Annotated in this window: 23 protein-coding genes and 3 pseudogenes; 25 read left to right on the plus strand and 1 reads right to left on the minus strand. The window is 37.0% G+C overall.

The genetic code is table 11. The annotated features are described in order from the left end of the window. Positions 1 to 260: 260 nt before the first annotated feature. The 25 genes and pseudogenes from V7024_RS11095 to V7024_RS11215 all read left to right on the plus strand — a co-directional run bounded on the left by V7024_RS11095 (position 261) and on the right by V7024_RS11215 (position 23,106). A complete protein-coding gene (locus V7024_RS11095) occupies positions 261 to 587 on the plus strand; it encodes a GtrA family protein (RefSeq protein WP_335519681.1) in 327 nt (108 codons plus the stop codon). Positions 588 to 843: 256 nt separating this feature from the next. Further along, a complete protein-coding gene (locus V7024_RS11100) occupies positions 844 to 1,575 on the plus strand; it encodes an ABC transporter ATP-binding protein (RefSeq protein ID WP_335519616.1) in 732 nt (243 codons plus the stop codon). Then, positions 1,572 to 2,591: an ABC transporter permease gene (locus V7024_RS11105; protein WP_335519619.1), complete on the plus strand. Its 1,020-nt coding sequence runs from the start codon at positions 1,572 to 1,574 to the stop codon at positions 2,589 to 2,591. Before V7024_RS11100 ends, V7024_RS11105 begins: the two co-directional genes overlap by 4 nt. Before the next feature lie 23 nt (positions 2,592 to 2,614). After that, entirely contained in the window at positions 2,615 to 3,268 is a 654-nt protein-coding gene (locus tag V7024_RS11110) for a TetR/AcrR family transcriptional regulator (RefSeq protein ID WP_335519622.1), read from the plus strand. Between the two features lie 4 nt (positions 3,269 to 3,272). Then, positions 3,273 to 4,241, plus strand: a pseudogene (locus V7024_RS11115) (YbgA family protein). Positions 4,242 to 4,453: 212 nt separating this feature from the next. After that, entirely contained in the window at positions 4,454 to 5,599 is a 1,146-nt protein-coding gene (locus V7024_RS11120) for an acyl-CoA dehydrogenase (RefSeq protein WP_335519624.1), read from the plus strand. Positions 5,600 to 5,613: 14 nt separating this feature from the next. Beyond that, positions 5,614 to 6,951 carry an acetyl-CoA carboxylase biotin carboxylase subunit gene (locus V7024_RS11125; protein ID WP_335519627.1) on the plus strand — a complete coding sequence of 446 codons (1,338 nt, stop codon included), beginning with the start codon at positions 5,614 to 5,616 and terminating at the stop codon, positions 6,949 to 6,951. 28 nt (positions 6,952 to 6,979) lie between these two features. Further along, positions 6,980 to 7,195, plus strand: a complete 216-nt coding sequence (locus V7024_RS11130) for an acetyl-CoA carboxylase biotin carboxyl carrier protein subunit (RefSeq protein ID WP_335519630.1) — start codon at positions 6,980 to 6,982, stop codon at positions 7,193 to 7,195. 21 nt (positions 7,196 to 7,216) lie between these two features. Beyond that, a complete protein-coding gene (locus V7024_RS11135) occupies positions 7,217 to 8,128 on the plus strand; it encodes a hydroxymethylglutaryl-CoA lyase (protein WP_335519633.1) in 912 nt (303 codons plus the stop codon). Between the two features lie 4 nt (positions 8,129 to 8,132). Beyond that, positions 8,133 to 8,921: an enoyl-CoA hydratase gene (locus V7024_RS11140; protein WP_335519638.1), complete on the plus strand. Its 789-nt coding sequence runs from the start codon at positions 8,133 to 8,135 to the stop codon at positions 8,919 to 8,921. 2 nt (positions 8,922 to 8,923) lie between these two features. Then, positions 8,924 to 10,465 carry an acyl-CoA carboxylase subunit beta gene (locus V7024_RS11145; protein ID WP_335519641.1) on the plus strand — a complete coding sequence of 514 codons (1,542 nt, stop codon included), beginning with the start codon at positions 8,924 to 8,926 and terminating at the stop codon, positions 10,463 to 10,465. Positions 10,466 to 10,699: 234 nt separating this feature from the next. Next, complete coding sequence (locus tag V7024_RS11150; protein WP_335519643.1) at positions 10,700 to 12,643, plus strand: AMP-binding protein; 1,944 nt, start codon at positions 10,700 to 10,702, stop codon at positions 12,641 to 12,643. 222 nt (positions 12,644 to 12,865) lie between these two features. After that, positions 12,866 to 13,093, plus strand: coding sequence for a hypothetical protein (locus V7024_RS11155; RefSeq protein WP_335519646.1), 228 nt, complete (start codon positions 12,866 to 12,868; stop codon positions 13,091 to 13,093). A 772-nt stretch (positions 13,094 to 13,865) separates the two neighbouring features. Next, positions 13,866 to 14,288 (plus strand): hypothetical protein, encoded by a 423-nt coding sequence (locus tag V7024_RS11160; protein ID WP_335519649.1) that lies wholly within the window; start codon positions 13,866 to 13,868, stop codon positions 14,286 to 14,288. A gap of 242 nt (positions 14,289 to 14,530) precedes the next feature. Next, positions 14,531 to 15,190, plus strand: coding sequence for an IS200/IS605 family accessory protein TnpB-related protein (locus V7024_RS11165; RefSeq protein WP_335519652.1), 660 nt, complete (start codon positions 14,531 to 14,533; stop codon positions 15,188 to 15,190). 327 nt (positions 15,191 to 15,517) lie between these two features. Further along, positions 15,518 to 15,745: pseudogene (locus tag V7024_RS11170) on the plus strand (hypothetical protein); the annotation flags it as partial. A 154-nt stretch (positions 15,746 to 15,899) separates the two neighbouring features. Beyond that, positions 15,900 to 16,082, plus strand: a complete 183-nt coding sequence (locus tag V7024_RS11175) for a small acid-soluble spore protein H (RefSeq protein WP_098916614.1) — start codon at positions 15,900 to 15,902, stop codon at positions 16,080 to 16,082. 339 nt (positions 16,083 to 16,421) lie between these two features. After that, entirely contained in the window at positions 16,422 to 17,138 is a 717-nt protein-coding gene (locus V7024_RS11180; RefSeq protein WP_335519658.1) for a histidine phosphatase family protein, read from the plus strand. A 573-nt stretch (positions 17,139 to 17,711) separates the two neighbouring features. Beyond that, positions 17,712 to 19,205, plus strand: coding sequence for a M1 family metallopeptidase (locus V7024_RS11185; RefSeq protein WP_335519661.1), 1,494 nt, complete (start codon positions 17,712 to 17,714; stop codon positions 19,203 to 19,205). A 282-nt stretch (positions 19,206 to 19,487) separates the two neighbouring features. Further along, positions 19,488 to 19,727 (plus strand): annotated as a pseudogene (locus tag V7024_RS24425) (H-type small acid-soluble spore protein); the annotation flags it as partial. 107 nt (positions 19,728 to 19,834) lie between these two features. Then, complete coding sequence (locus V7024_RS11195) at positions 19,835 to 19,993, plus strand: hypothetical protein (RefSeq protein ID WP_335519664.1); 159 nt, start codon at positions 19,835 to 19,837, stop codon at positions 19,991 to 19,993. A gap of 172 nt (positions 19,994 to 20,165) precedes the next feature. Beyond that, the gene (locus V7024_RS11200; protein ID WP_335519667.1) at positions 20,166 to 20,663 is read left to right on the plus strand and encodes a nucleoside deaminase; all 498 of its coding nucleotides are present in this window, start codon (positions 20,166 to 20,168) and stop codon (positions 20,661 to 20,663) included. 19 nt (positions 20,664 to 20,682) lie between these two features. Further along, positions 20,683 to 21,471, plus strand: coding sequence for a class I SAM-dependent methyltransferase (locus tag V7024_RS11205; RefSeq protein ID WP_335519669.1), 789 nt, complete (start codon positions 20,683 to 20,685; stop codon positions 21,469 to 21,471). Between the two features lie 60 nt (positions 21,472 to 21,531). Next, positions 21,532 to 22,029: an 8-oxo-dGTP diphosphatase gene (locus tag V7024_RS11210; RefSeq protein WP_335519673.1), complete on the plus strand. Its 498-nt coding sequence runs from the start codon at positions 21,532 to 21,534 to the stop codon at positions 22,027 to 22,029. Positions 22,030 to 22,263: 234 nt separating this feature from the next. Next, on the plus strand, positions 22,264 to 23,106 hold the full coding sequence (locus tag V7024_RS11215) for an SDR family oxidoreductase (RefSeq protein ID WP_335519675.1): 843 nt from the start codon (positions 22,264 to 22,266) through the stop codon (positions 23,104 to 23,106). Positions 23,107 to 23,234: 128 nt separating this feature from the next. Here the strand turns inward: V7024_RS11215 and V7024_RS11220 are convergent, their stop codons facing one another. Beyond that, positions 23,235 to 23,789 carry an undecaprenyl-diphosphatase gene (locus tag V7024_RS11220; protein ID WP_335519678.1) on the minus strand — a complete coding sequence of 185 codons (555 nt, stop codon included), beginning with the start codon at positions 23,787 to 23,789 and terminating at the stop codon, positions 23,235 to 23,237. Between the last annotated feature and the right edge of the window lie 206 nt (positions 23,790 to 23,995).

A 23,995-nucleotide genomic window follows, 5' to 3' on the forward strand; every position in this document is an offset into this window, starting at 1 on the left:
CCTGCCACGCGCAAAGTTTGAAAACAAAGAAAGGCAGCAAGGCGTAGATCCATTTTTATCTTCATGGCAGCAATTATAGGTAAGCGTATTTTCGCTGGAATTATACTCCTTACCAAACTTCTAAATGAAATGTATGGCTGAGTAGTTACGAAAGAATAATATTTTTTTTAAATCTCTTAAGTTGATGGGCATGGGGTTTCGCCACATGCCCATCAAGCTAAGATTTTGAAATATCCCCAAAACTAAAATTTTATATCTCTATAGTTATTTATGAGAATTCAGCTCATTTTTTTCATTTTCATGTTTTAACCGCACATAGTATAGCATTTATCGTAAGTATGATTGGTTCTTTTTTTATGAATACATACTTTACGTATAGAACAAAGGTAACATTAAAGAAGTTTTTCCAGTTTCCGTTAACTTATATTGTAAACTTTATTATTACGACAATTAGTATTTATGTTTTAGTTGATGTATTGAATTTGAATCAAGACATCGCACCTTTGATTGCATCTGTAATTGCTATTCCTTTTACATTTGCAATATCTAAAAAAATATTAGTTACAAAAAAAGAAGCTGCTATTTAAGACATATTATAAAAAATTCTTCAGCATTTATGTTGAGGAATTTTTTTATTTTAAAGCGGTTCTTTATTCTATATCCCTTGGATTATAATGGAAAATTATCTCGTTTTTTATTTTGTAGAATCTTCTTGTTGAAGAGAACAAGCATTTAAGAAAAGGTACTTGTAACTAACAACAAAAAGAATCTTTTGACATAGATTAAAATTAGGTTAAAATAAAAGTGAGTACTCACTCATTAAAATAAAGAGGAGGAAAGTTTATGTCTCTAATAAACGAGGCTGTAACGCTTAATTGTGTTTCCAAGTATTTTGGAAAGAAACAAGTGATTCAAGATATTTCATTTTCTGTCCACGAAGCTGAAATTTTTGGCTTAGTTGGTCCTTCGGGATCTGGAAAAACCACCCTTATTAAGATGGTTGCAGGTATAAGTGAAGCAACGTCAGGTGACGTAACAGCACTGCAAACAGTTATGCCGAATTTGAATGGAATGAAACACATCGGGTATATGGCGCAAGCTGATGCGTTGTATGATGAACTATCTGCTTATGAGAATGCTGATTTTATCGCGACAATGTACGGATTAAAGGGAAAACAAAAGAAAGAACGTATCTCTGAAGTGTTTGAGCTTGTGCAGTTATCTGAGGATGCAAAAAAACAAGTGCAACATTTTTCGGGGGGAATGAAGAAGCGTTTATCACTTGCTATGTCACTTTTGCATGAACCAAAGCTTCTGATTCTAGATGAACCTACTGTTGGAATTGATCCTGTTTTACGAAAATCAATTTGGGATAAGTTTTATGAACTGAAAAAACAAGGAACAACAATTATTGTGACAACGCACATTATGGATGAAGCTGAGTTTTGTGAACGTCTCGGTTTAATTCGTGAGGGGAAGTTAATCGCAACTGGTTCTCCAGTAGAATTAAAAGAGCGAACAACAACTGGGCGCATTGAGGATGTATTTTTATTGGAAGGAGCGATGGAACGATGAGAGTATTTGGAGTTGTTCTCCGTATTATTCGTCAGTTTTTCCGAGATAAACGGTCGCTTGCACTTATGTTCGGAGCACCGATGCTACTTCTTTGGCTGCTTTCACTTGTATTTACACAAAAAGACTACAAGCCTCATATTGCTTTAGTTGATGTGCCGGCACCAATTGTAGATGCAATGAAAAAACAAGATGCTTCTTTTTATGAGTATGATAAAGAAAAGGCGCATAGGAAGATAGAAGATCAAGCAATTGATGCGATAGTTACTGTAGAACACGGAAAGATGAAAGTAATGTTAGAAGGCAGTGATTCATCAAAAAATCGTGCGGTTATGCAAGTTATGCAAAAGAGTATGGAAAAATCAGAATCGGCAGTGATGAAACCGGATATTTCTTATTTACACGGCTCGGCTGATTTTACGATGTTTGATGGATTAGGGCCGGTATTAATTGGTTTCTTCACATTTTTCTTTGTCTTTATTTTATCGGGCGTTTCATTTGTCAGGGAGCGTTTAAGTGGTACGTTGGAACGTTTATTATCAACTCCAATTCGGCGCTGGGAAATTGTTGCAGGTTATATAATTGGATTCGGTATCTTTGCATTTTTCCAATCTGTACTCATTGTTAGTTTTTCTGTGTATGTTCTTGATTTATACGTTGCAGGTTCACCTTGGCTGACGTTATTCATTACATGCATGCTTTCATTAACAGCGTTAACACTTGGAACATTTTTATCGGCATACGCAAACAATGAGTTTCAAATGATTCAGTTTATCCCATTGGTTATCGTGCCGCAAATTTTCTTTTCTGGTTTATTTCCGATTGAATCTATGAATAAGTGGTTACAACTATTAGGAAAGTTATTTCCGTTAACATACGGTGCAGATGCAATGCAGCAAGTTATGATTCGAAATCAAGGATTTAGCGAAATTGCTGGTGATCTTGGCGTTTTATTATTATTTGCGATTGTGTTTACATTCGGTAACGTGTTTGCTTTGAAGAAGCATAGAAGAATATAATGGAAAGAAAAAAGGAGTATTTTATGAAAGAGGATTGGCTAGAAGAACTAATTGCCGCCACGGGGACAGATAAGCGCAATGAACGGCAAATGCGCATTTTAGAAGCGGCAGTAGACATGTTTAGCGAAAAAGGATATTCGGCAACTTCAACGAGTGAAATTGCAAAGCGTGCCGGTGTAGCAGAAGGAACGATTTTCCGTTACTATAAAACGAAAAAAGATTTGTTGTTTGCTGTTGTGATGCCAACATTAACGAAGTTTGCTGCTCCGTTCTTCGTGCAAACTTTCGCGAAAGAAATATTTGAGAATACGTATGATTCATATGAAAATTTCTTGCGTACGGTGATCCGAAATCGATTTGAATTTGCGAGAAAACATTTTCCAATGCTGAAAATTTTAATTCAAGAAGTACCGTTTCAACCTGAATTGAAAGATGAAATCCAACAATTACTCGCAAAGGAGATTTACTCTCGTTTTGAAAACATTGTTGATCACTTTCAGAAACAAGGACAAATTATTGAACTTCCAACTCCAGCGGTATTACGATTCACTTTATCAGCTGTTATTGGCTTAATTTTAACTCGTTTTTTATTATTACCAGAAGAACAATGGGATGATGAGGCAGAAATCGAATCTACCGTTCAATTCATTTTATACGGGCTAACTCCTCGGAGGTAATCATATGAGGCAATTTGTAAAACCAACAGTTGTCGTAAGTAAATGTTTAGAATTTGAAGCATGTCGTTATAACGGTGATAAGTTGTCCGATGCAACAGTACGTAATTTACAGCCATATGTAGAATTCATTCCAGTTTGTCCAGAAGTGGAGATTGGACTTGGCATTCCAAGAGAAACAATTCGGATTGTCGAACTTGATGGAACGCAAAAATTAGTACAGCCATCAACAGGAGATGATTTAACGGAGAAAATGAAGTGATTTTCAAATGTATTTTTATCTTCTCTTCCGGATGTAGATGGTTTTATATTAAAAAATAGATCTCCAAGCTGCGGAACGCGTGATGTGAAAATATATGCTGGATTAGGAAAGGCGCAGGCAAAAGGCAAGAGCGCCGGATTATTTGGTAGTGCAGTTTTAGGGCGATTTTCACATGTAGCGATTGAGGAAGAAGGAAGATTGTCGAATTTTATCATTCGCGAACATTTTTTGACGCAGCTATTTACAATTGCGCATTTTAAAACATTGAAGAAAAATAAGAACATGAAAGCATTAGTTGAATTTCAATCTGATCATAAGTATTTATTTATGGCGTATAATCAAACGAAGCAAAAAGAATTAGGGCGCGTCATTGCGAATAAGGAAAAACGACACGTTGATGAAGTCTTTGTAAAGTATGAGGAAATATTGTATATATTGTTAAATCGTATACCGCGGTATACATCAAATATCAACGTATGTCAGCATATTTTCGGGTATTTTAAAAATAAGTTAAAGAAAGAGGAAAAAGATCATTTCCTCTCCTTACTTAGTAAGTATGCCGAAAAGAAAATACCGTTAAGCAGTTTACTTACCATTTTAAAATCGTGGGCAATCCGATTTGAAGAAACATATTTAATGAGACAAACTTATTTCGAACCATATCCAGAAATGTTAGTCGAAATCACAGATTCTGGAAAAGGTCGAGATTATTAAACGAAAAACCGCATAATTCGACTTTTTATTCCTATTTTGTTGTAGAACAATGTAGGAATTTTTTTGTGCATTAGTACAGATTCTGTTTTACAATTAAATCGTGACAGAATTGTAGCAATTATCTTACTACTATTCGTTCTTTTTACAAAGTAATGTTTGTACTATATACGCGCACGCTGTCGAAATAACGAATTCGATAAGGGGTGTGACAAATGGAATTTACTCTTACTAGAGAAAAACAAATGATCAAAGAAATGGTGCGCGACTTTGCTGAAAAGGAAATCGCTCCGAAGGCTGTGTATTACGACAAAACGGCAGAATTCCCATATGAAACGTTTCAAAAAATGGGCGAACTTGGTTTGTTAGGAATCCCATTCCCTGAAGAATACGGTGGTTCTGGCGGCGATACGTTATCGTATGCACTAGCAGTTGAAGAAATTGGCCGTGCTTGCGGTGGCACAGGATTAAGTTATGCGGCAACAATTTCACTGGGTGCTTCTCCTATTTATTATTTTGGTACAGAAGAACAAAAACAAAAATATTTAGTTCCAATGGCATCTGGTAAGACACTTGGTGCATTTGGATTAACAGAGCCGAATGCTGGATCTGATGCTGGCGGCACACAAACGAAAGCAGTATTGGATGGCGATGAATATGTTATTAACGGTGAGAAGTGCTGGATTACAAATGCTGAGTATGCAAATACGATTATTGTAACCGCTATCAATGGCGTTGAGGAAAGCGGTCAAAAACGCATCTCTGCTTTTATCGTACCGACAAATAGTGAAGGATTAACAATTTCTAGTCCGTACGACAAAATGGGCGTTCGCGCTTCCAATACATGTGAAATTGTTTTAGATGGTGTTCGTGTACCGAAGGAAAATATTCTTGGGGATGTAAATAAAGGATTTAAGCAATTTTTATATACGTTAGATGGTGGGCGTATTTCGATCGCTGCATTAGCAGTAGGGATTGCTCAATCTGCATTTGAGCGTGCACTGCAATATGCAAAGGAGCGCAAACAATTTGGTCGTTCTTTATCAAACTTCCAAGCAATTCAATTTAAATTAGCAGATATGGCAACAGAAATTGAATTAGCACGCAATATGGTACATAAAGCTGCTTGGTTAAAAGACAATGATAAACCATTTGGAAAAGAAGCTGCGATGGCAAAACTTTTTGCATCTGAAACAGCAAGCCGTGTATCTAATCAAGCTGTGCAAATTCATGGTGGTTACGGATATATGCGTGAGTATGAAGTAGAGCGTCATATTCGTGATGCAAAGCTATTAGAAATTGGTGAAGGTACTTCTGAAATTCAACGTCTCGTTATTTCAAGACATTTAGGATGTCGCTAAGAGGAGGGTTCACTATGTTTCGAAAAATATTAATTGCCAACCGCGGTGAAATTGCTGTTCGCATTATAAAAACGTGTGAAAAACTTGGTATTCAAACTGTAGCAATTTATTCAGAAGCTGATGAGTCTGCCCTTCATGTGAAAATGGCAAGTGAAGCACATCTTGTCGGTGGTCCGCGTGTTCAAGAAAGTTATTTAAATCTAGAAAAGATCATTGAAATTGCTAAAGAAACAAAAGCAGAGGCAATCCATCCAGGTTATGGATTGTTGTCAGAAAATACAACATTTGCAGCACGCTGTGAAGAAGAAGGAATTGTCTTTATCGGTCCTTCAAAAGATGTCATTGCCAAGATGGGAAGCAAAATTGAGTCTCGCAAAGCAATGTTAGCGGCTGAAGTTCCTATTGTACCTGGTATTTCATCTAGCATTCCAACTGTTGAAGAAGCAAAAGAAATTGCAGGCCAAATTGGTTATCCACTTATGTTGAAGGCATCCGCTGGCGGCGGGGGCATTGGTATGCAAGTGATCGAAACTGAACAAGCGCTCACTCAAGCATTTGAAAGTAATCAGACGCGCGCAAAGAATTTCTTCGGCAACGGAGAAATGTATATGGAACGATTGATTACAAATGCGCATCATATTGAGATTCAAGTGCTTGCTGATAACCAAGGGAATACGGTGTATTTGTGGGAACGTGAATGTTCAGTGCAGCGCCGCAATCAAAAAGTAATTGAAGAAGCTCCGTCTCCATTTTTAGATGAAGCAACACGCAAAGAAATGGGAGAGGTTGCAGTGAAAGCTGCGAAAGCGCTCGGTTATACGAATGCAGGAACGATTGAATTTCTTGTTGATGATGAAAAGAAATTCTATTTCTTGGAAATGAATACGAGATTACAAGTAGAACATCCGGTTACAGAAGAGATTACTGGTCTTGATTTAGTTGAGCAGCAATTGCGAATTGCATCAGGTGAAACCCTTTCGTTTACACAGGATGAAGTAAAACGAAGTGGTCATGCCATTGAGGCACGCATTTATGCTGAAGATCCTAAAACGTTTTTCCCATCACCAGGAAAGATTACATCTCTGTCCCTTCCAACGTCCGTGCGCATTGATCATTTCTTAGAAGATGGTGTAGCAATTACCCCGTTTTATGATCCTATGATTGCAAAAGTAATTGCACATGGGGAAACGCGAGAAGAAGCAATACAAAAGCTGCAAGCAGCACTAGAAGAATTAAAAGTAGAGGGTATTAAAACAAATACACCGATGCTTCTGCAAGTTTTAGAAGATGAAGTATTTCAAAGCGGTATTTACACAACAAGCTTTGTAACGAAGCAGCTTGTGAAAAAATAAAGGTTACGTAATGTAAAGGGGGAAATAAATGATGACAAAAGTATATGCATCGATGGCAGGAAACGTTTGGAAAATTATAGTGGGTGTAGGAGATACAGTAGAGGAAGATCAAGATGTCGTCATTTTAGAATCTATGAAAATGGAAATTCCAATCGCTGCTGAAGAAGCTGGCACTGTAATGAAAATTCTTGTGCAAGAAGGCGATTTTGTGAATGAGGGAGATGTTTTAGTAGAGATTGAATAGTGAGAAACGGGGTGCAATCGATTGAAATTACCTTCTTTTGCTTCTATTAAAGAAGTCGGGCCGCGTGATGGTTTGCAAAATGAAAAGAAAGTTGTTGGTACAAAAGATAAAGTGAAATGGATTCATATGCTGGCAGACGCAGGTCTTTCCTATATTGAAGTTTCATCATTCGTTCACCCTAAATGGATTCCTGCTTTAGCTGATGCACAAGATGTGTTTGCTGCGCTTGAGCGGAAACCGCATGTTACATATGCAGCTCTCGTTCCAAATCAAAATGGTTTGGAACGGGCGCTGCTGCAAGATGTAGATGAGGTAAACGTCTTTTTATCCGCTAGTGAAACACATAATAAGAAAAATATTAATAAATCGATTGATGAAGCCCTTTCTGTTATTGAAGAAGTAACGAAACAATCGTTATTTGCTGGGAAAATGGTACGTGGTTACGTATCGACTGTATTTGGTTGCCCATATGAGGGTGAAGTAGACGTTCATAAAGTTGATGAACTTTGTAACAAGTTGTTTTCATATGGCATTTATGAAGTATCGCTTGGGGATACAATAGGGGTAGCAAATCCGGTACAAGTAGAGCGTGTACTAGAGCACTTACTCTCAAAATATGATTCTTCTAAGTTTGCAATGCATTTCCATAACACGTACGGTATGGCACTTGCTAATGTAGTAAAGTCATTAGAGTGCGGTGTGACAACATTTGATAGTTCTTGCGGCGGTCTTGGCGGATGTCCGTATGCACCAGGTGCGTCTGGGAATGTTGCAACAAATGATTTAGTTCATATGCTTCATAAAATGGGTGTACAAACAAATATAAATGAAGAAAAGCTATTACAAGCAACAAAATTTATTCAAAGCAAGCTCGATATACAGATTCCGAGTCATGTATACCGCGCTTTGCAACATAAAACTGTGAGTAGGTGATCTTATGTTACAGCTGCAAAATATTTCAGTTGATTATGTAACGCCTCATATCGTGAAAATCACATTGAATCGTGAAGGCCAAGCAAACGCTTTATCACTTTCTCTTTTAGAAGAACTACAAGATACACTAAGTCGTATTAACGAAGAAAACGATGTTCGTGTCGTAATGATTACAGGAGCAGGTACAAAAGCATTTTGTGCAGGTGCAGATTTAAAAGAGCGTGCCAATATGAACGAAGAACAAGTACGTGATGCAGTTGGAATGATCCGCTCTACTATGGATATGGTAGAACAATTATCACAACCTGTTCTTGCAGTAATAAACGGAATTGCGCTTGGCGGCGGGACAGAATTAAGCCTTGCTTGTGATATTCGCATCGCTTCAGAAACAGCAAGTCTCGGTTTAACAGAAACTTCACTTGCGATTATTCCAGGAGCTGGCGGGACGCAGCGTCTCCCGCGTTTAATTGGAATGGGACGCGCAAAGGAATTAATTTATACGGCAAGACGTATATCAGCCCAAGAAGCAAAGGAATACGGACTTGTTGAATATGTTACTCCTGCCCAAGAATTAGAAGAAAAAGCAATTGAAATTTCCAAAAAAATTGCAGCGAATGGTCCAATTGCAGTTCGCCGTGCAAAAGAAGCAATTACAAATGGGATGCAAGTTGACTTGCAGACAGGTTTACAAATGGAAAAGCAAGCGTACGAAGGTGTTATTCATACGAAAGACCGCTTAGAAGGATTACAAGCATTTCGCGAAAAACGGAAGCCGATTTATAAGGGGGAATGAATATGCTAGATCAAAAACAACAATCTCGTACATTAGAAGAGCGTGTAGAAACGATAAAGCAGGGCGGGGCACCTAAATATCATGAGCAAAATGCAGCAAAAGGGAAACTATTTGTTCGTGAGCGTCTTGCGCTTTTGTTTGATAACGGTGAGTACGTAGAAGATGCGTTATTTGCAAACTGTGAACAAGAAGGATTGCCTGCAGATGGAGTTGTTACCGCAACTGGTAAAGTAAATGGACGCACTGTTTGTGTAATGGCAAATGATTCTACTGTAAAAGCAGGATCATGGGGCTCTCGTACAGTAGAAAAAATTCTACGTATTCAAGAAACAGCTGAAAAATTACGTGTACCACTCTTTTATCTTGTCGACTCTGCTGGCGCTCGTATTACAGATCAAGTTGAAATGTTCCCAGGAAGACGCGGGGCAGGGCGCATTTTTTATAACCAAGTAAAATTATCCGGCAAGGTACCGCAAATTTGTTTATTATTTGGTCCATCTGCTGCAGGCGGTGCATACATTCCAGCCTTCTGTGACGTTGTAATGATGGTAGAAGGAAATGCATCTATGTATCTTGGTTCGCCTCGTATGGCTGAAATGGTCATCGGTGAAAAAGTGACATTAGAAGAGATGGGCGGAGCACGTATGCACTGCTCAGTATCTGGCTGCGGCGATGTACTTTGCAAAACAGAGGAAGATGCAATCTCAAAAGCACGTCAATATATTTCTTACTTTCCAAGCAACTACTTAGAAAAAGCTCCAATGACAGAACCTCAAGAACCGAAAGAATTCGAAAAAACATTAGAACAAATTATCCCGGAAAATCAAAATGCACCTTTTAATATGCACGATTTAATTAAACGTATCATTGATGAAGACTCATTCTTTGAAGTGAAAAAGTTATTTGCACAAGAGTTAATAACTGGATTTGCGCGTATTAACGGAATGCCAATTGGTATTATTGCGAATCAGCCTCGTATGAAAGGCGGCGTATTATTCCATGACTCTGCTGATAAGGCAGCGAAATTTATTACCCTATGCGATGCTTACCATATTCCGCTTTTATTCTTAGCTGATGTACCAGGATTTATGATTGGTACGAAGGTAGAGCGAGCTGGTATTATTCGTCACGGTGCAAAAATGATTTCCGCGATGAGTGAAGCAACTGTTCCGAAAATTTCTATCGTTGTACGAAAAGCATATGGTGCGGGTTTATATGCGATGGCAGGTCCTGCATTTGAGCCTGATTGCTGCCTTGCTCTTCCAACAGCTTCAATTGCGGTCATGGGACCAGAAGCAGCGGTAAACGCAGTGTATGCAAATAAAATCGCAGCACTACCAGAAGAAGAGCGCCCAAGTTTTATCGCGCAAAAACGTGAAGAGTATAAGCAAGATATTGATATTTATCGTCTTGCATCTGAAATGGTTATTGATGGTATTGTTCATCCAAATCAATTACGCACTGAATTGAAGCAACGTTTTGAGATGTATATGAGTAAGTATCAAGTATTTACAGATCGTAAACATCCAGTTTATCCAGTATAAAAATGAGAAAAGGCGTAAAAAACCTTTTCTTTTTAGATGGGCGAGAGCATCTGGCCGTGCACAGGGGCGGTCAGATCCCTTTTCTGTTACGTGCAATACGAAAATAAAAGTAGCTCACTTTTTGCTTTGTATAGCGGTGGCCTAGATGTTGAAACATCAAAATGAAGTTATATATGAGTGAGAACGCCCTGCCAAAGGGTTTTCTTTTTCAAAAAAATTAAGGAGGGACAAATTGTGAAGCAAGCAGTTTGGTTTCCAACAGAGGAATATAAAGCAAACACACGCTTATATCAATGGATGCAATCCCTTGGTTATGATGATTATGAAACATTTTATGAAAAGTCCATTGAAGATCCGGCATGGTTTTGGGAAGAGGCAGAGCGTGCTGTAGGTTATCAATGGATGCGTCCATATACAGAAGTGTTAGACTTAGCAAACGGTATTCCATTTGCCAAGTGGTATGTGGATGGAACTTGCAATGTTGTAGAATCTGCACTATCTCGTTGGATTGCGGAAGATGATACGAAAACAAAGCAGGCTCTTATTTGGGAAGGTGAAAACGGTACATCAAAATCATTTACATATGAAGAACTAGATCACTGGGTAAGCTGCGTTGCAAATGGTTTAAAGCACTTAGGAATTGAAAAAGGAGATCGTGTAACGATTTACATGCCAATGATTCCCGAAACAGTAGTTGCCATGTTAGCTGTCATGAAAATTGGAGCAATCATGTCTCCTATTTTCTCTGGGTTTGCTTCAGATGCAGTGATGACGCGCGTACAAGCTGCAGGCTCTAAAATGATTATTACTGCAGATGGATTTGCACGCCGTGGTAAAACAGTTTCTTTAAAAGACGAAGTAGATAAAGCGTGTGAGCATTGTCCAAGTGTGGAAAAAGTCGTAATTGTTCGTCATGCGGGGAATGAATTTACACCGCAGGATTACGATATTTCATGGAGTGTTCTTGAAAAAGACAAACCATTTACGCACGCAGAAGAAATGAAAAGTGACGACCCACTTATGCTTATTTATACATCTGGTACAACAGGGAAGCCGAAAGGAACGGTGCATACTCATGCAGGGTTCCCATTAAAATCAGCGTTTGATGCTGGTTTTGGTATGAATGTGAAACAAGGAGACCGTGTGTTATGGATTACTGATATGGGCTGGATGATGGGGCCGTTTTTATTATTTGGTTCTCTTCTTAACGGTGCGACAATGGTTATGTATGAAGGTGTTCCTGATTATCCAGAACCAGATCGTTTATGGGAAATGGTTGATTGTTATGAAGTAACGCATCTTGGTATTTCTCCAACGTTAATTCGTTCCTTAATGGCAAAAGGTGATTCATGGGTGGAGAAACATTCCTTGCAAAGTTTAGAAGTAATCGGTTCAACAGGTGAGCCGTGGAATCCAGACCCATGGATGTGGCTCTTTGAAACAGTTTGCAAAAGAAGAGTACCAATTTGTAACTACTCTGGAGGTACTGAAATTTCTGGTGGTATTTTTGGCAACGTCCTCATTAAACCGATTGCGCCAATTAGTTTTAACGCATCGCTGCCAGGAATGGCTGCTGTTGTATTAGATGAAAACGGTGCACCAGTACAAAATGAGGTCGGAGAACTATGTCTAGAAAAACCGTGGGTCGGTATGACGAAAAGCTTCTGGGAAGAAGACGATCGTTATGTAAGCACATACTGGTCCCGGTTTGAAAACAAATGGGTGCATGGTGATTGGGTATTATATGATGGAGAACAATACATCATCACAGGTCGTTCTGATGACACGTTAAATATTGCCGGAAAACGTATTGGACCTGCGGAGTATGAGTCCATTCTTGTAAAACACCACGATGTCATCGAAGCCGGGGCAATTGGGGTTCCAGATGAAGTGAAAGGTGAAGTATGTCATTGTTTTGTTGTGTTACGTGAAGGCACTGCGTTTACACCAGAACTGAAAAAAGAGTTACTAAGCCTAGTAAACTCTCATATTGGGAAAGCATTATGCCCGAAAGATATTCATGTTGTCGAAGATTTACCGAAAACACGTAATTCAAAAGTAATGCGCCGCGTTATTAAAGCTGCGTATTTAGGAAAAGAACTTGGAGATTTATCTTCACTTGTGAATCCTGAGGTTGTGACGTATATTCAAGGAATACAGTCGCAGAAACAATTGTAATTTTAATCATAGTAGTTATAAAAACAGTATAATTATACAATGTTACACATTATATAATTGTTAGTACATCACTTGTTGGAAAGTGGTGTACTTTTTTCTTTGTAGACTTCAACACGGTTGCGTTTACTAAAGTATTTATTTTGCGTAAAATAAAAATGGGTTATTTTGTAAAAAAGAAAAAGCGAAATCAAAAAAATGGATTAAAAGAATAGGAGGAGTGCTATGGCTCGTTGTACGAATTGTAAAACAAAGTGGAAAGCAAAAGATGTGTGGTCACTTTTTATGAAAAATGACGGGAAAGATTGTCCGTACTGCAATCAAAGACAATATTTTTCAGATGAAACTTTTCGCTTTTCCAGTGAAATTTTACGTTGCCTCTTTTTATTACTTTTTCCTTTCTTCGTCGAATTAAGCGATAAGAGTCCTTTAAGAAATTTTAGGAAGAAATAATACAGATTTACCCTGTTTTATCTATCACTCTCTTTTGTGTATGACTATTAAATGCGAAAAGAAAATTCATAAAAAATACAATTTCCTTAATGTAGAAAAAATGGTGCATTTATGACAAAATTAGAGATAGATATGAATCTAGTTAAGGAAGGGGAAAAAACAATGGGTATTTTGACAACGATTTTAGTGACAGGATCTATTTTATCATTTTACCCTAGAAGACCTCTTCTTCAACCGTGTGAAGGGCAGAGCATAGAGGTAAGGAGGGGAGGGCTCTCTTGCTACTCGTTTTCTGTCTGATTCTCATACACATGAAATTTTTCCGGAAAATCTAATGTTTTTGTTGAAATCGATTCCTAGTTTGTATAAAATAGAGGTGAAGAGAACGAATGTTCTTGTTGGGGGGAGAAGTAAAATGAAGAAAACCTATTTTTCTCAAAGGGTGTATAAACATACCTTACCAACTGCACTTGTGAATGAGGTGTCCCATGTTTTGTACCTATTCAATTAAGCGAAACGTTTTGCCTTTCAAACTTTGGTTCGTGAAACGCGTTCGAACCGGAATCTGCATGAGGAAAGTCTACAGATTGTCCTTAAGAAACGCTTTGGTCTTAACGACTATTATGCCAATAGTGCTCGGCAAGAAGCGATTGCCCTATTCTCCGCTATAAAAGAACAACAAACACTTCATCTTCAACAAATTGACGAGAAAATCAAAGACCTCAAGAAGAAACTCAAATCCGAACGCTCCTATCTAACCAAGATGAAAAAAGTGAAAGAGAGTTTTAAGAAAGGGAAATCGATATTTCCTAAGAACACTTCTTTTACCATCCAACCAAGTGGGATTGTCTCCCTTTCTCTTCCAAAAAAAACGATGATTTGGCTGACCTTCTATTCTTTTGAACACTGCTATTTAGACCCGAAAATTAAGAACACAAAAGCAAAAATTGGACGGTTAAAGCACCGATTAGACCGCCTTCAACAAAAGAAAGAAAAGCTGCAAGAACATGTTCCAAGTGCTGTGTTTGGCACAAAAAAATTGTTTCGATCTCAGTTCACAAAAGAAGAATTTGTAACCCATCATGAAGGATGGAAACCCCTTTTCTCTGCCGCCCGAAACAAACAAATGATGATTTCCGGCCGCAAAGATGCTGGCTATGGTAACTTTATGTTTCAATACAACATGGAAAAATAAGAACTCTCTTTTACTTCTATTTGTGGAAACGTGTTGACTTTCCCGTTCGTGATGTTTCCGCATGGACAAGACATTGTCAACTATGTAATAGAAACACAAATCGCGTGTAAACAAAAAAGAAGTATGGTCAGCCTATCTCTTGGTCGATTGAAGACCAAGAGGCGTATTACCTCATCAAATGTATGGTAGATGTAGAAACTAATTCCTACATTAACTTCAGTACAAGTGACGGTGTCATTGGAGTGGATTGTAACTATGATCATTTGGCTTGGGTCAATGTTTCAAAAGATGGAAACTATCTCGAAAGCGGCATTCTTTCTTTTTCTTTAGAGGGGAAATGTTCCGGTGCCATTACAAAAATCCTAGAAGCAGAAGCCATTCGTCTTGTCGAATTGGCTGTCCGAAAGAACAAGCCGATTGTGCTCGAGAAGCTGGATACTACGCTCTCAAAAACGGGAAACAAGTACGATAGCAAGAAAAGAAACAGAAGAAAAAGTATGTTTGCGTACCGAAAGATGATAGATGCGATTCAAAACCGGGCAAACAAGATGGGGGTGGATGTAAAACAAGTAAACCCAGCGTACACATCGATTTCCGGAAAAATGAAGTATATGCGCAAATTTGGCATCTCCATTCATCAAGCAGCTGCTTTCACGATTGGAAGACGTGGGTTAGGTTATCAAGAGAAGGTACCGAACGTGTTCAAAACCTATATGGATCTAACAAACATGCATCATTGGAAACAGTGGAACATATGGAACAAACAACTAGCTGTTCGTACACATGTATTGTATACGTTGTTTGATGTGAATCGGCCTCATGATGGTATAAATGGATTTCATATGGAGCTAACGGAAGAAGAAAGAAAAGGAATACGCAAAATGCTTGCGTATAAAGGATGAGATTACGGATCATTCGACTCACTTTTTACCGATACAAAACAGAACATAGGGTACCAGTCTTTTACTCCCTTCACCAGAGCAGATGATGTGGTCTAGGAACTGGGTGCATTGCCTTGTGTTCTCTCCTCTATGTCGCTTGAAAAGGGCGTACCTTTTTCTGTTTGCTTATATAGGGGCAGAGATGGGTCATCTATGGATACTTTGGATTGACGGTATAGAGAAATTCTCTTGTTGAACGGAGGAGGTTTTGGACCTGTTGTCATCGGAGCAAGAGGTACTAGAATCCCCCGCTTCAAGTGGCGATAACCGATAAGTGGGGGGAGTTCAATAGAAAATACGATCATTTCCTTATCAGCTGGGTTCGGTGTAGCTGGAATTGCATTAGCTTTTTCAGGGGTTGTTTTACGATTCTTATTTCAAATGCCAATGAAAATTGATGTAACTTGGTCTATTTTTGGCATTCTGTTATCTGTTTTAACAACAGCGATTGTCGTTTGGAGTGCAGCGAAACAATCGTTATCAGCTAAACCGGTTCATCTTTTGCAAAGTAAATAGATGTATATAACGAATACGAAAGCATGGTTTGATTATGTCATCAAACTATGCTTTTTCATTTCTCTTCTTGTTTACTTATTATGAATTCACCAGAATATTTGAGGGAGTGGAAGTCAATATTATAATTGTTAACCGAAAAAGGAGATTTATAATTATGAACACACAACGTGCACAAGAGATTGCTGCTTCACCAGTTATGGCGAATGTAACTTATAACGGGGTTCAAATCTATATTCAAAATGTAGATGAAACGAACGAAACAGCAAGAATTTACTCTCTAAATGAACCAAATAATGAGCAAGAGGTATCTGTATCCAGCTTAATAGAGCATTATTAAAAGAGACGGATAAAAAAACTTTGATAGCTGTAGCTTTAGAATAAAATCTGATTGTTTATAAAAAAGAGTGAAATCCTGTATTAATTATGCAGGATTTCACTCTTTTTATTGTTATAAGAAGATAACTAAGTTAATGCAATAGAAAATCTCAGGATGTTAACACTTGTATCGTGTTAGCGTACAAAATGGAAAATCTAATTCTATGGATGGTATAATTGTAAGAGAATACAAGTTAGTACTGTTTATAAAACTCCTCAAGCAATAGAGGATTAAGCTAAATTTCAATTTTTTACTCAGTAATTTACACAGATAGGTTATAGCCTAAAAGGGGAGAAAGTAATGAATAAGATGGAAAAGAGTAATAATACATTAGATAATATCGTTACGTTATATATTACTAGACACGGTAAAACAATGTTAAATGTTAGTGGACGTGTGCAAGGCTGGGCGGATTCTCCATTAGTAGAAACGAGTGTTGAAGTAGCCAAAAATTTAGGGAATGGCTTAAAAGATATTCATTTTGTTGATGCTTATAGTAGTGATAGTGGGCGTGCAATTGAAACTGCTAACTTAGTATTAAAATATAGTGAGCAATCAACGTTAAAACTTGAACAAAGGAAAGACTTACGCGAATTAAATTTCGGGATTTTTGAAGGCGATAAAAATGAAAATATGCAAAAAATGATTGGGGCTGTTGCTGGTGTGAAATCAGCAGATGAACTAATGGGGTTATCACTTAAAGAAATTGTAAACTTTATTGTAGCGGCAGACGATACGAAGCAAGCTGAGGATTGGAAAACCTTTTCCACCCGTATAAAAAGAGAACTTGACAAAATTAGTGAAGAGACTGCCCAAAATGGTGGAGGTAACGTTTTAATCGTATCCCATGGAATTACAATTACAGCATTAGTAGACATGATTGATAATAGTAAAATAAAACTTGGACTAGAAAATGCAAGTGTAACTAAAATTCACTATAAAGATGGAGAGTATAAAATCGAATCTGTTGGTGATATGAGTTATGTTGAAAAAGGAAAAGAAAGTGCAATAGTATAAATGGGTATATAAAATAATAGAATGAGAAAAAGGCAGATTTCTTACGAGAGTAAGAGACTGTTTTTTTCTTGCTACTGATAAGTGGAATCCTGTCAACAACGCGGAATGTTGACAGGATTCCACTGTCGTTAAGACTGACTATGTTAATTACAAAGAACCTCTCAAAAAAATTGAGAGGTTACTTTTTTCTAGTAAAGACTTCTTAGATAAAGAAATGATGAACTATATAGAGTATCAATTGGAAAGAGAGGGGGTCTTTCCAATTGAGTTACGTACAATAATGGAACTAGATCATATAGAGTTAATTATTAAAATGGTTGAAATGGAAGTGAAGTAACTCCTAGCTATTAGGGCAGCTAGATTAATAGAAGGAATACATGAAAGTGAAAAACATGATTTATATAAACAATTGCTTTCTTTTATTTGAGATGAAATAAAAGTTTATTAGAATTTAAAGTAATACATTTAAGATTTCCCCTATAACTTTCTCAAGTAATTTCAAATAAAATTCCAAGGGATTTTTACAGTTTATGGCGAATTTATGTGGTGCAAAATGGAAAAGGGGGAATTTTTATGAAAAAGTTTGTAAAACAGACTGCAAAATGGGTAACAGCTTCGACATTTATGGCTGGTATATTATTTCCTTCTGGACTTACTATAAGTGCTTCGGAAAAGGATTACCCTGTAAAAGGAGCATACCATCCAGCAGTTACATCTCCTGTTCACCTGAAGACACCATTTCAGTCGCAATTTATGAACAAGCAAGGACAAGATATATTTGGTCCAGCAAATCCAAACTATAAAATGAACGTTTACTATGATTCTATCAATCACACTATTCAAGGAAAAATGACAGTCACTTTTATGAACAATACTCGTACGCAGCTGAACGAACTTTATTTTAACTTGTGGGGAAACGCAGAAACATCTAAAGAAAATGGCGGAAGTATGTCTGTTTCTAATGTAAAAGTAAATGGGAAAACAGCAAAATTTGCTGTGGATAGTACTGCACTGCATATTTCATCTGTTCAAATTCCTAATAATCAAAAATCTACTGTATCGATGGATTTTGTAGTTCATGTACCGGAACAACAAGATCGTTTTGGTTGGAACAAAAACACAGTTTCGCTTGGAAACTGGTTCCCAATTCTAGCAGTATACGATAAAGAGGGCTGGAATGTAGATGCTTATTTTCCATATGGAGAATCTTTTTATTCTTTAACTGGAGATTTTGATGTAACACTTACGACTGATAAAGACCAGGTCATTGCAACGACAGGAACGGAAGCGGGACAACCACATATTTCAGGGAATTTAGCAACGCATCATTATAAAGCCAAACAAGTTCGTGATTTTGCAATAGAAATGGATCCAGCTTACAAAGTAAAACAAAAGAAAGTAAATAATGTAAATATTAATGTGTATTATACAGATGAACAAGCAAAATATGCTGATTCTATGCTTGAGGCAGGGGTTGAGAGCATCAAGCTGTTCAGTGACCGCTTTGGAGAGTATCCATGGCCAGAACTAGATATCGTTGGCATGGAAGGTTGGTTTGGTGGAATGGAATATCCACAATTAACGATGATTAGTATCGCTAAAAATCCTTCTCAAGAATGGGTTAAAAATGTTACTGCGCATGAAATTGGACATCAATGGTTTTACGGCATTATTGGAAATAATGAGCACGATGAACCGTGGCTTGACGAATCATTTGCTAGTTTTGCAGCTGCGCTCTACAGCAAAGAACTTGATCAACTAAAGGCAGAACCTGTTGGAGACTATCATCTTTCGTATCCTGTTTCAACATTTGCTGAACGTGCTGCAGAAGGCGGGATTGAAGCATATTATAAAACGATTTATGGTTACGGTTCAAGAACAGTTAATGATCTTCGTCTTGAACTTGGCGATGAAGTCTTTTACAAAGCGATGAAAGATTACTTTAATGAAAAGAAGTTTGGTGTGAGTACGACAAAAGATTTTATTCAAATTATGGAGAAATCAACCGGAAGAGATTTGACAAATTTCTTTGCGTCACATAGGATATTTGTTTCTGATCAAGAATAAACATATAAATAAACCTGTCGTGAATCGAATTCGGCAGGTTTTTGTGCTTAATCTTTACGCTCAATTTTACATACTTCACTATAAATTAGTTGTTTTTTAATTCTTTTGTTTCCTTAAGTTTTCGAAACATCATGGATAAAAGTTCAATCATCGACAAAAAAGTCTTGATGTAATTCGGAAGACCACCGATTCATTACAGAATAATTTGTGGGAGTGAAGTTCACATTATAATTAGTAAAAGAAAAAGAGGTTATATTCATGAATACATAACGTGCAAAAGAGACTGTCGCTTCATCAGTTATGGCTAATGTAACCTATAACGGGGTTCAAATCTATATTCAAAATGTAGATGGAAATAATGAAACAACGAGAGTCTATCCTCTTAATGAACTAAATAACGAACAAGAGATTCCATTATCCAGCTTAATAGAGTATGAATTGCTTAAATGTTTTCTCGATAAAAACAGCTGCCGGAAAAATTTCGACAGCTGTTTTTTTATGGTCTCAAATCCTATACATTGATTTTGAATTAACTATTTTCTACAACAATATCTCCCTTGAATTTTGTCGAATAAAGAAGGAAAAGGAGCCTATGGAAAGGAAATAAATAGAAGGTGTATAAAAGATTAATGAAAGTAGGACTAACTAATGAAAGAAAAAATTGGAGCAGGAAATACACCAGAGGTCTATTTGTAAGAAGAAAGAGAAATATGGCGGCAAGATTAATAGAAGGAATACCTGAAGGTGAGAAAGATGATTTATATAAGCAAGTGCTTTTTTTTATTTGAGATGAAATAATATAGATTTTATTAGAATTTGAAGCAAATATACTAAAAATTCATAAAGGGAGGATGGAATGTAATATGTGGAAAACATTATCCGAACCATGGAAAGAATGTTTCACTCAAGCTTGGTTATCGTATTGTAATGGTTCATTTCCTATTGGTGCTGTTATAGTAGATGGAAGCATTGCCGAATGAAATATGTAATAACAAAATTGCTCACGCGGAAATTAATGCAATCTTACAAATAAATAATTTAGAAACAAATGCAACACGTAAGGAATATGAATTGTATTCAACGATGGAACCATGCCCTTTATGTTTTGGTGCTATTGTTATGTCTGGGATTAGAAATATTCATTATGCAGCAAGAGATAAGATGGTCGGAGCAACCAATTTAAAAGATGGAAATGCTTATTTACAGGGGAAAAATATGAAGGTATTAGGTCCGCATACAGAACTTGAAATCGTTCAATTTGTACTGAAGACAGATTTTGTGTTGCGGAGAGGACATGACGTAGCTCGATTACTACAAACATGGGAACACGATTGTCCGATTGGCATTGCGATAGGCCGAAAATGGTATGAGTCAAATAAGCTCGTACAAGCGAAACAAGAAAAGAAAGATATTTCCATGATTGTAGATGAAATTATAAGTGAAATAACAGTATTTTAGGAAGAGGTGGATGACAAGAATGAATGTAAATTTTGAAGAAAGAAAATATACTTTTGATGCTATTGCTGAAGAATATGAAAAAATAAGACCTACATATCCAAAGGAACTTTTTCAAGATTTGTTCACGTATGCAAATATTGAGAAGGAAGATCGAATTCTTGAAATTGGTTGTGGTACAGGTAAAGCAACGGAAGGACTTGTTGAATTAGGATATAAGCAGATTGATTGTATTGAACTAGGAGAACGATTAGCTCAATTTACAGCTTCTAAATTTCAAAATGAGAATGGTATACACGTGTATCAAGGGGATTTTGAAGATTGGGATCGGCAGGATGATTCATACTCACTTGCTGTTTCAGCAACAGCGTTTCATTTTATTAATCCGGAAATTGGCTATCCGAAAGTAGAAAAATTGCTGCATAAACATGGGACAATGGCCTTCTTTTGGACATATCACATACAACCTAGTGCAGATGTTTTTCGAGAGATTGGAGATTGCTATGAAAAGTATGCACCACATTTACATCCTAACAAATTACCAACACCAGAAGACCTAATTGAAGAACGAAAAAAATTTACAATACAGCATGATTTGTTCCAAGATTTAGTTGTAAAAACTTATAAATGGACGGATACATATACAAGTGATGATTACATTGCATTATTACATACGCAATCTGCCCATCGTTTGCTTTCACAAGAGGTAAAAGAAAAGTTGTTTCATAGTATTCATAACGTCATTGAAAAACTTGGTGGGAAAATTGAAAAACCACAGTTTGTTGCGTTATATTTAGCGAGAAAAAGATGATAAGGGATTTTTTATAATACATTTTTCAGCAATGAATTCACATAAGGGAGGAAATTTTTGATGAGTAATTTTGAATGCAAAATGTTAACAATGTGTATGGTGCAAGATGGCGACAAAGTTTTACTTATTAATCGTCCAGATCGTTTAGGGTTTCCAGGATACATTGCTCCTGGTGGAAAAGTCGACTTTCCAGAAAGTATTGTAGACGGAGCCATCCGAGAAGTACGTGAAGAAACAGGGTTAGTCGTAAAAGACATTATCTTTAAAGGGATCACCGAGTTTTGTGAGCCAAACACGAAGTTACGTTATATGGTATTTAATTATTTGGCAACATCTTTTGAAGGAACACTGCTTGAAGAGCCGCCTGAAGGAGAATTAGTATGGGTGGATATAAAAGATGCGCTACATTTACCGATGCAAGATTGGTTTAGAAAAAGGTTTCCGCTATTCTTTGAACCGGGAACATTTGAGTGGCATTCGGTATGGGATAAAGAGCGTGATGTTGTTTTAAATAGAGTGGAAAAACATTATAAAGAATCAGAGCTACATAAAGTGTAAACGTACGCGCTTTTAACAGATTGGGCTCACCACCTAGAGTCGATTACTTAAAAGATATAAGGAAATTTGGCAGTTCAGTAATGCAGAGTCTTCGAATACGTTGAAGAATTATTTTAGAAAAGAGAGCGAAAACTCATTTTTACATCCTCATTTCCTCTATTTATTTTTTGAAAAGGATATATTTCCCTGAATATCATAATACATTATAGAAAAATGTCGAGAGGGGTGTATGAGATGGGTTTCCCTCCTCAACAACAAAGTAAACCTGGTATTGAATCATTAATGATACCCAGACCAATATTTGATAACCCTAATTACAAACCAGCCGGCAAGCTCATAAATAAGGTAGCGCTTATAACTGGTGGGGATAGTGGAATTGGGAGAGCTGTCGCTGTAGCCTTTGCAAAAGAGGGTGCAGACATTACAATCTCCTACTTAAATGAACACAGCGATGCAAAAGAAACGGAGTTCTATGTCAAAAAGTACGGCCGTAGTTGCATTACCATTCCAGGTGATATTGGATATGAGCAGCATTGCCAACAAGTTGTCATGCGAACGATTCAACAATTTGGTCGTATTGACATTTTGGTGAATAATGCCGGTGTACTATACATAAGGAACAGTCTACTTGATGTAGATTCGAATCAACGAGCAAGCACCTTTCACACAAATGTTTTTTCGCAGTTTATTTTAACGCAAGCTGCTTTGCCATACATGAATTCAGGGAGCTCGATAATAAATACAACATCCCTTAGTGCCTATGATGGGGATCAAGATGCAATTGACTACTCGGCATCTAAAGGAGCCATTGTTTCATTTACACGTTCACTGTCATTGTCACTAGCATTGAAAGGGATTCGAGTTAATGGTGTGGCCCCAGGACCAATTTGGACGCCATTAATTCCATCTTCCTTACCCCCAGAATGGATTGCTACATTTGGAGACCATGTTCCTTTGAAGCGAGCCGGCCAACCGTTTGAAGTGGCACCTGCATATGTATTTTTGGCTTCCGATGATGCATCTTACATATCCGGGCAAATTCTGCATGTGAATGGTGGGGAAATTGTAAACGGCTAAATACTTACTGGAAACTATGAGATATCTGTTAAGTGAATTCTTATTTAGTTAACAGGAGTTTTTAATTGAAACTACATATAAAGTAAAAACGCTTGGTTTTCCAAGCGTTTTTTATTTGCTAATTGATTCTATTTTTGAAATAAAGAATAACTCGTTATTTTGTTCATTAGATTCATTTTCATAATCCGATAGTGGACAAGTAGTGCTGTGCATACTCCAAGGAACATACCTGCCAATACATCAAGAGGGTAATGAACACCAACCCAAATTCTTGAAAAGGCAATACACATTCCAAAAATGACCCACATAAATGTCTTTCCTCTACTACATAGCCAAATTGTTACAGTAATGACCAAAGCAGCTGTAGCATGATCACTTGGGAAAGAAGAATTTGCGGCGTGATCAACCAATTGTTTAATGTGATGCGAAACGAATGGTCGATCGCGATAGAAAAATAATTCAATCACTCGATTCATAGTAAATGCTATGGAGCAGGCAAATAAAGCTTGAAATACGGTCACTCTATTTTCCTTATTTGTAATCCATAAAATGAATAAAGCAACAATCAATATGTACTGGGCATACTCGGCGAAAAAAATCATCATTTTATCTAGGAAAGAGTATTTGTAAACATACGAGTTGATCCACTGAAAGATTTCATGATCGATAGAATTTAAAACCATTGACTAAAAACACATCCTAACATTGAATAAAGCATTTCTCTATTTTTACATAATATCAATTACTGAATAGTGTTTAAAGGACTGATTGTCAAAAAAAATGACATATGAGTCCTAATTTTTACAGCAAATAAAAAGAAAAATACATTTGTTAGTGTGTATGAGACTTTATATAATCTCCTTTTTAAAATTTCGTGTAACGTAATAAA

This window comes from Bacillus sp. JJ864 (assembly GCF_036963045.1).
Taxonomy (GTDB): domain Bacteria; phylum Bacillota; class Bacilli; order Bacillales; family Bacillaceae_G; genus Bacillus_A; species Bacillus_A pseudomycoides_C.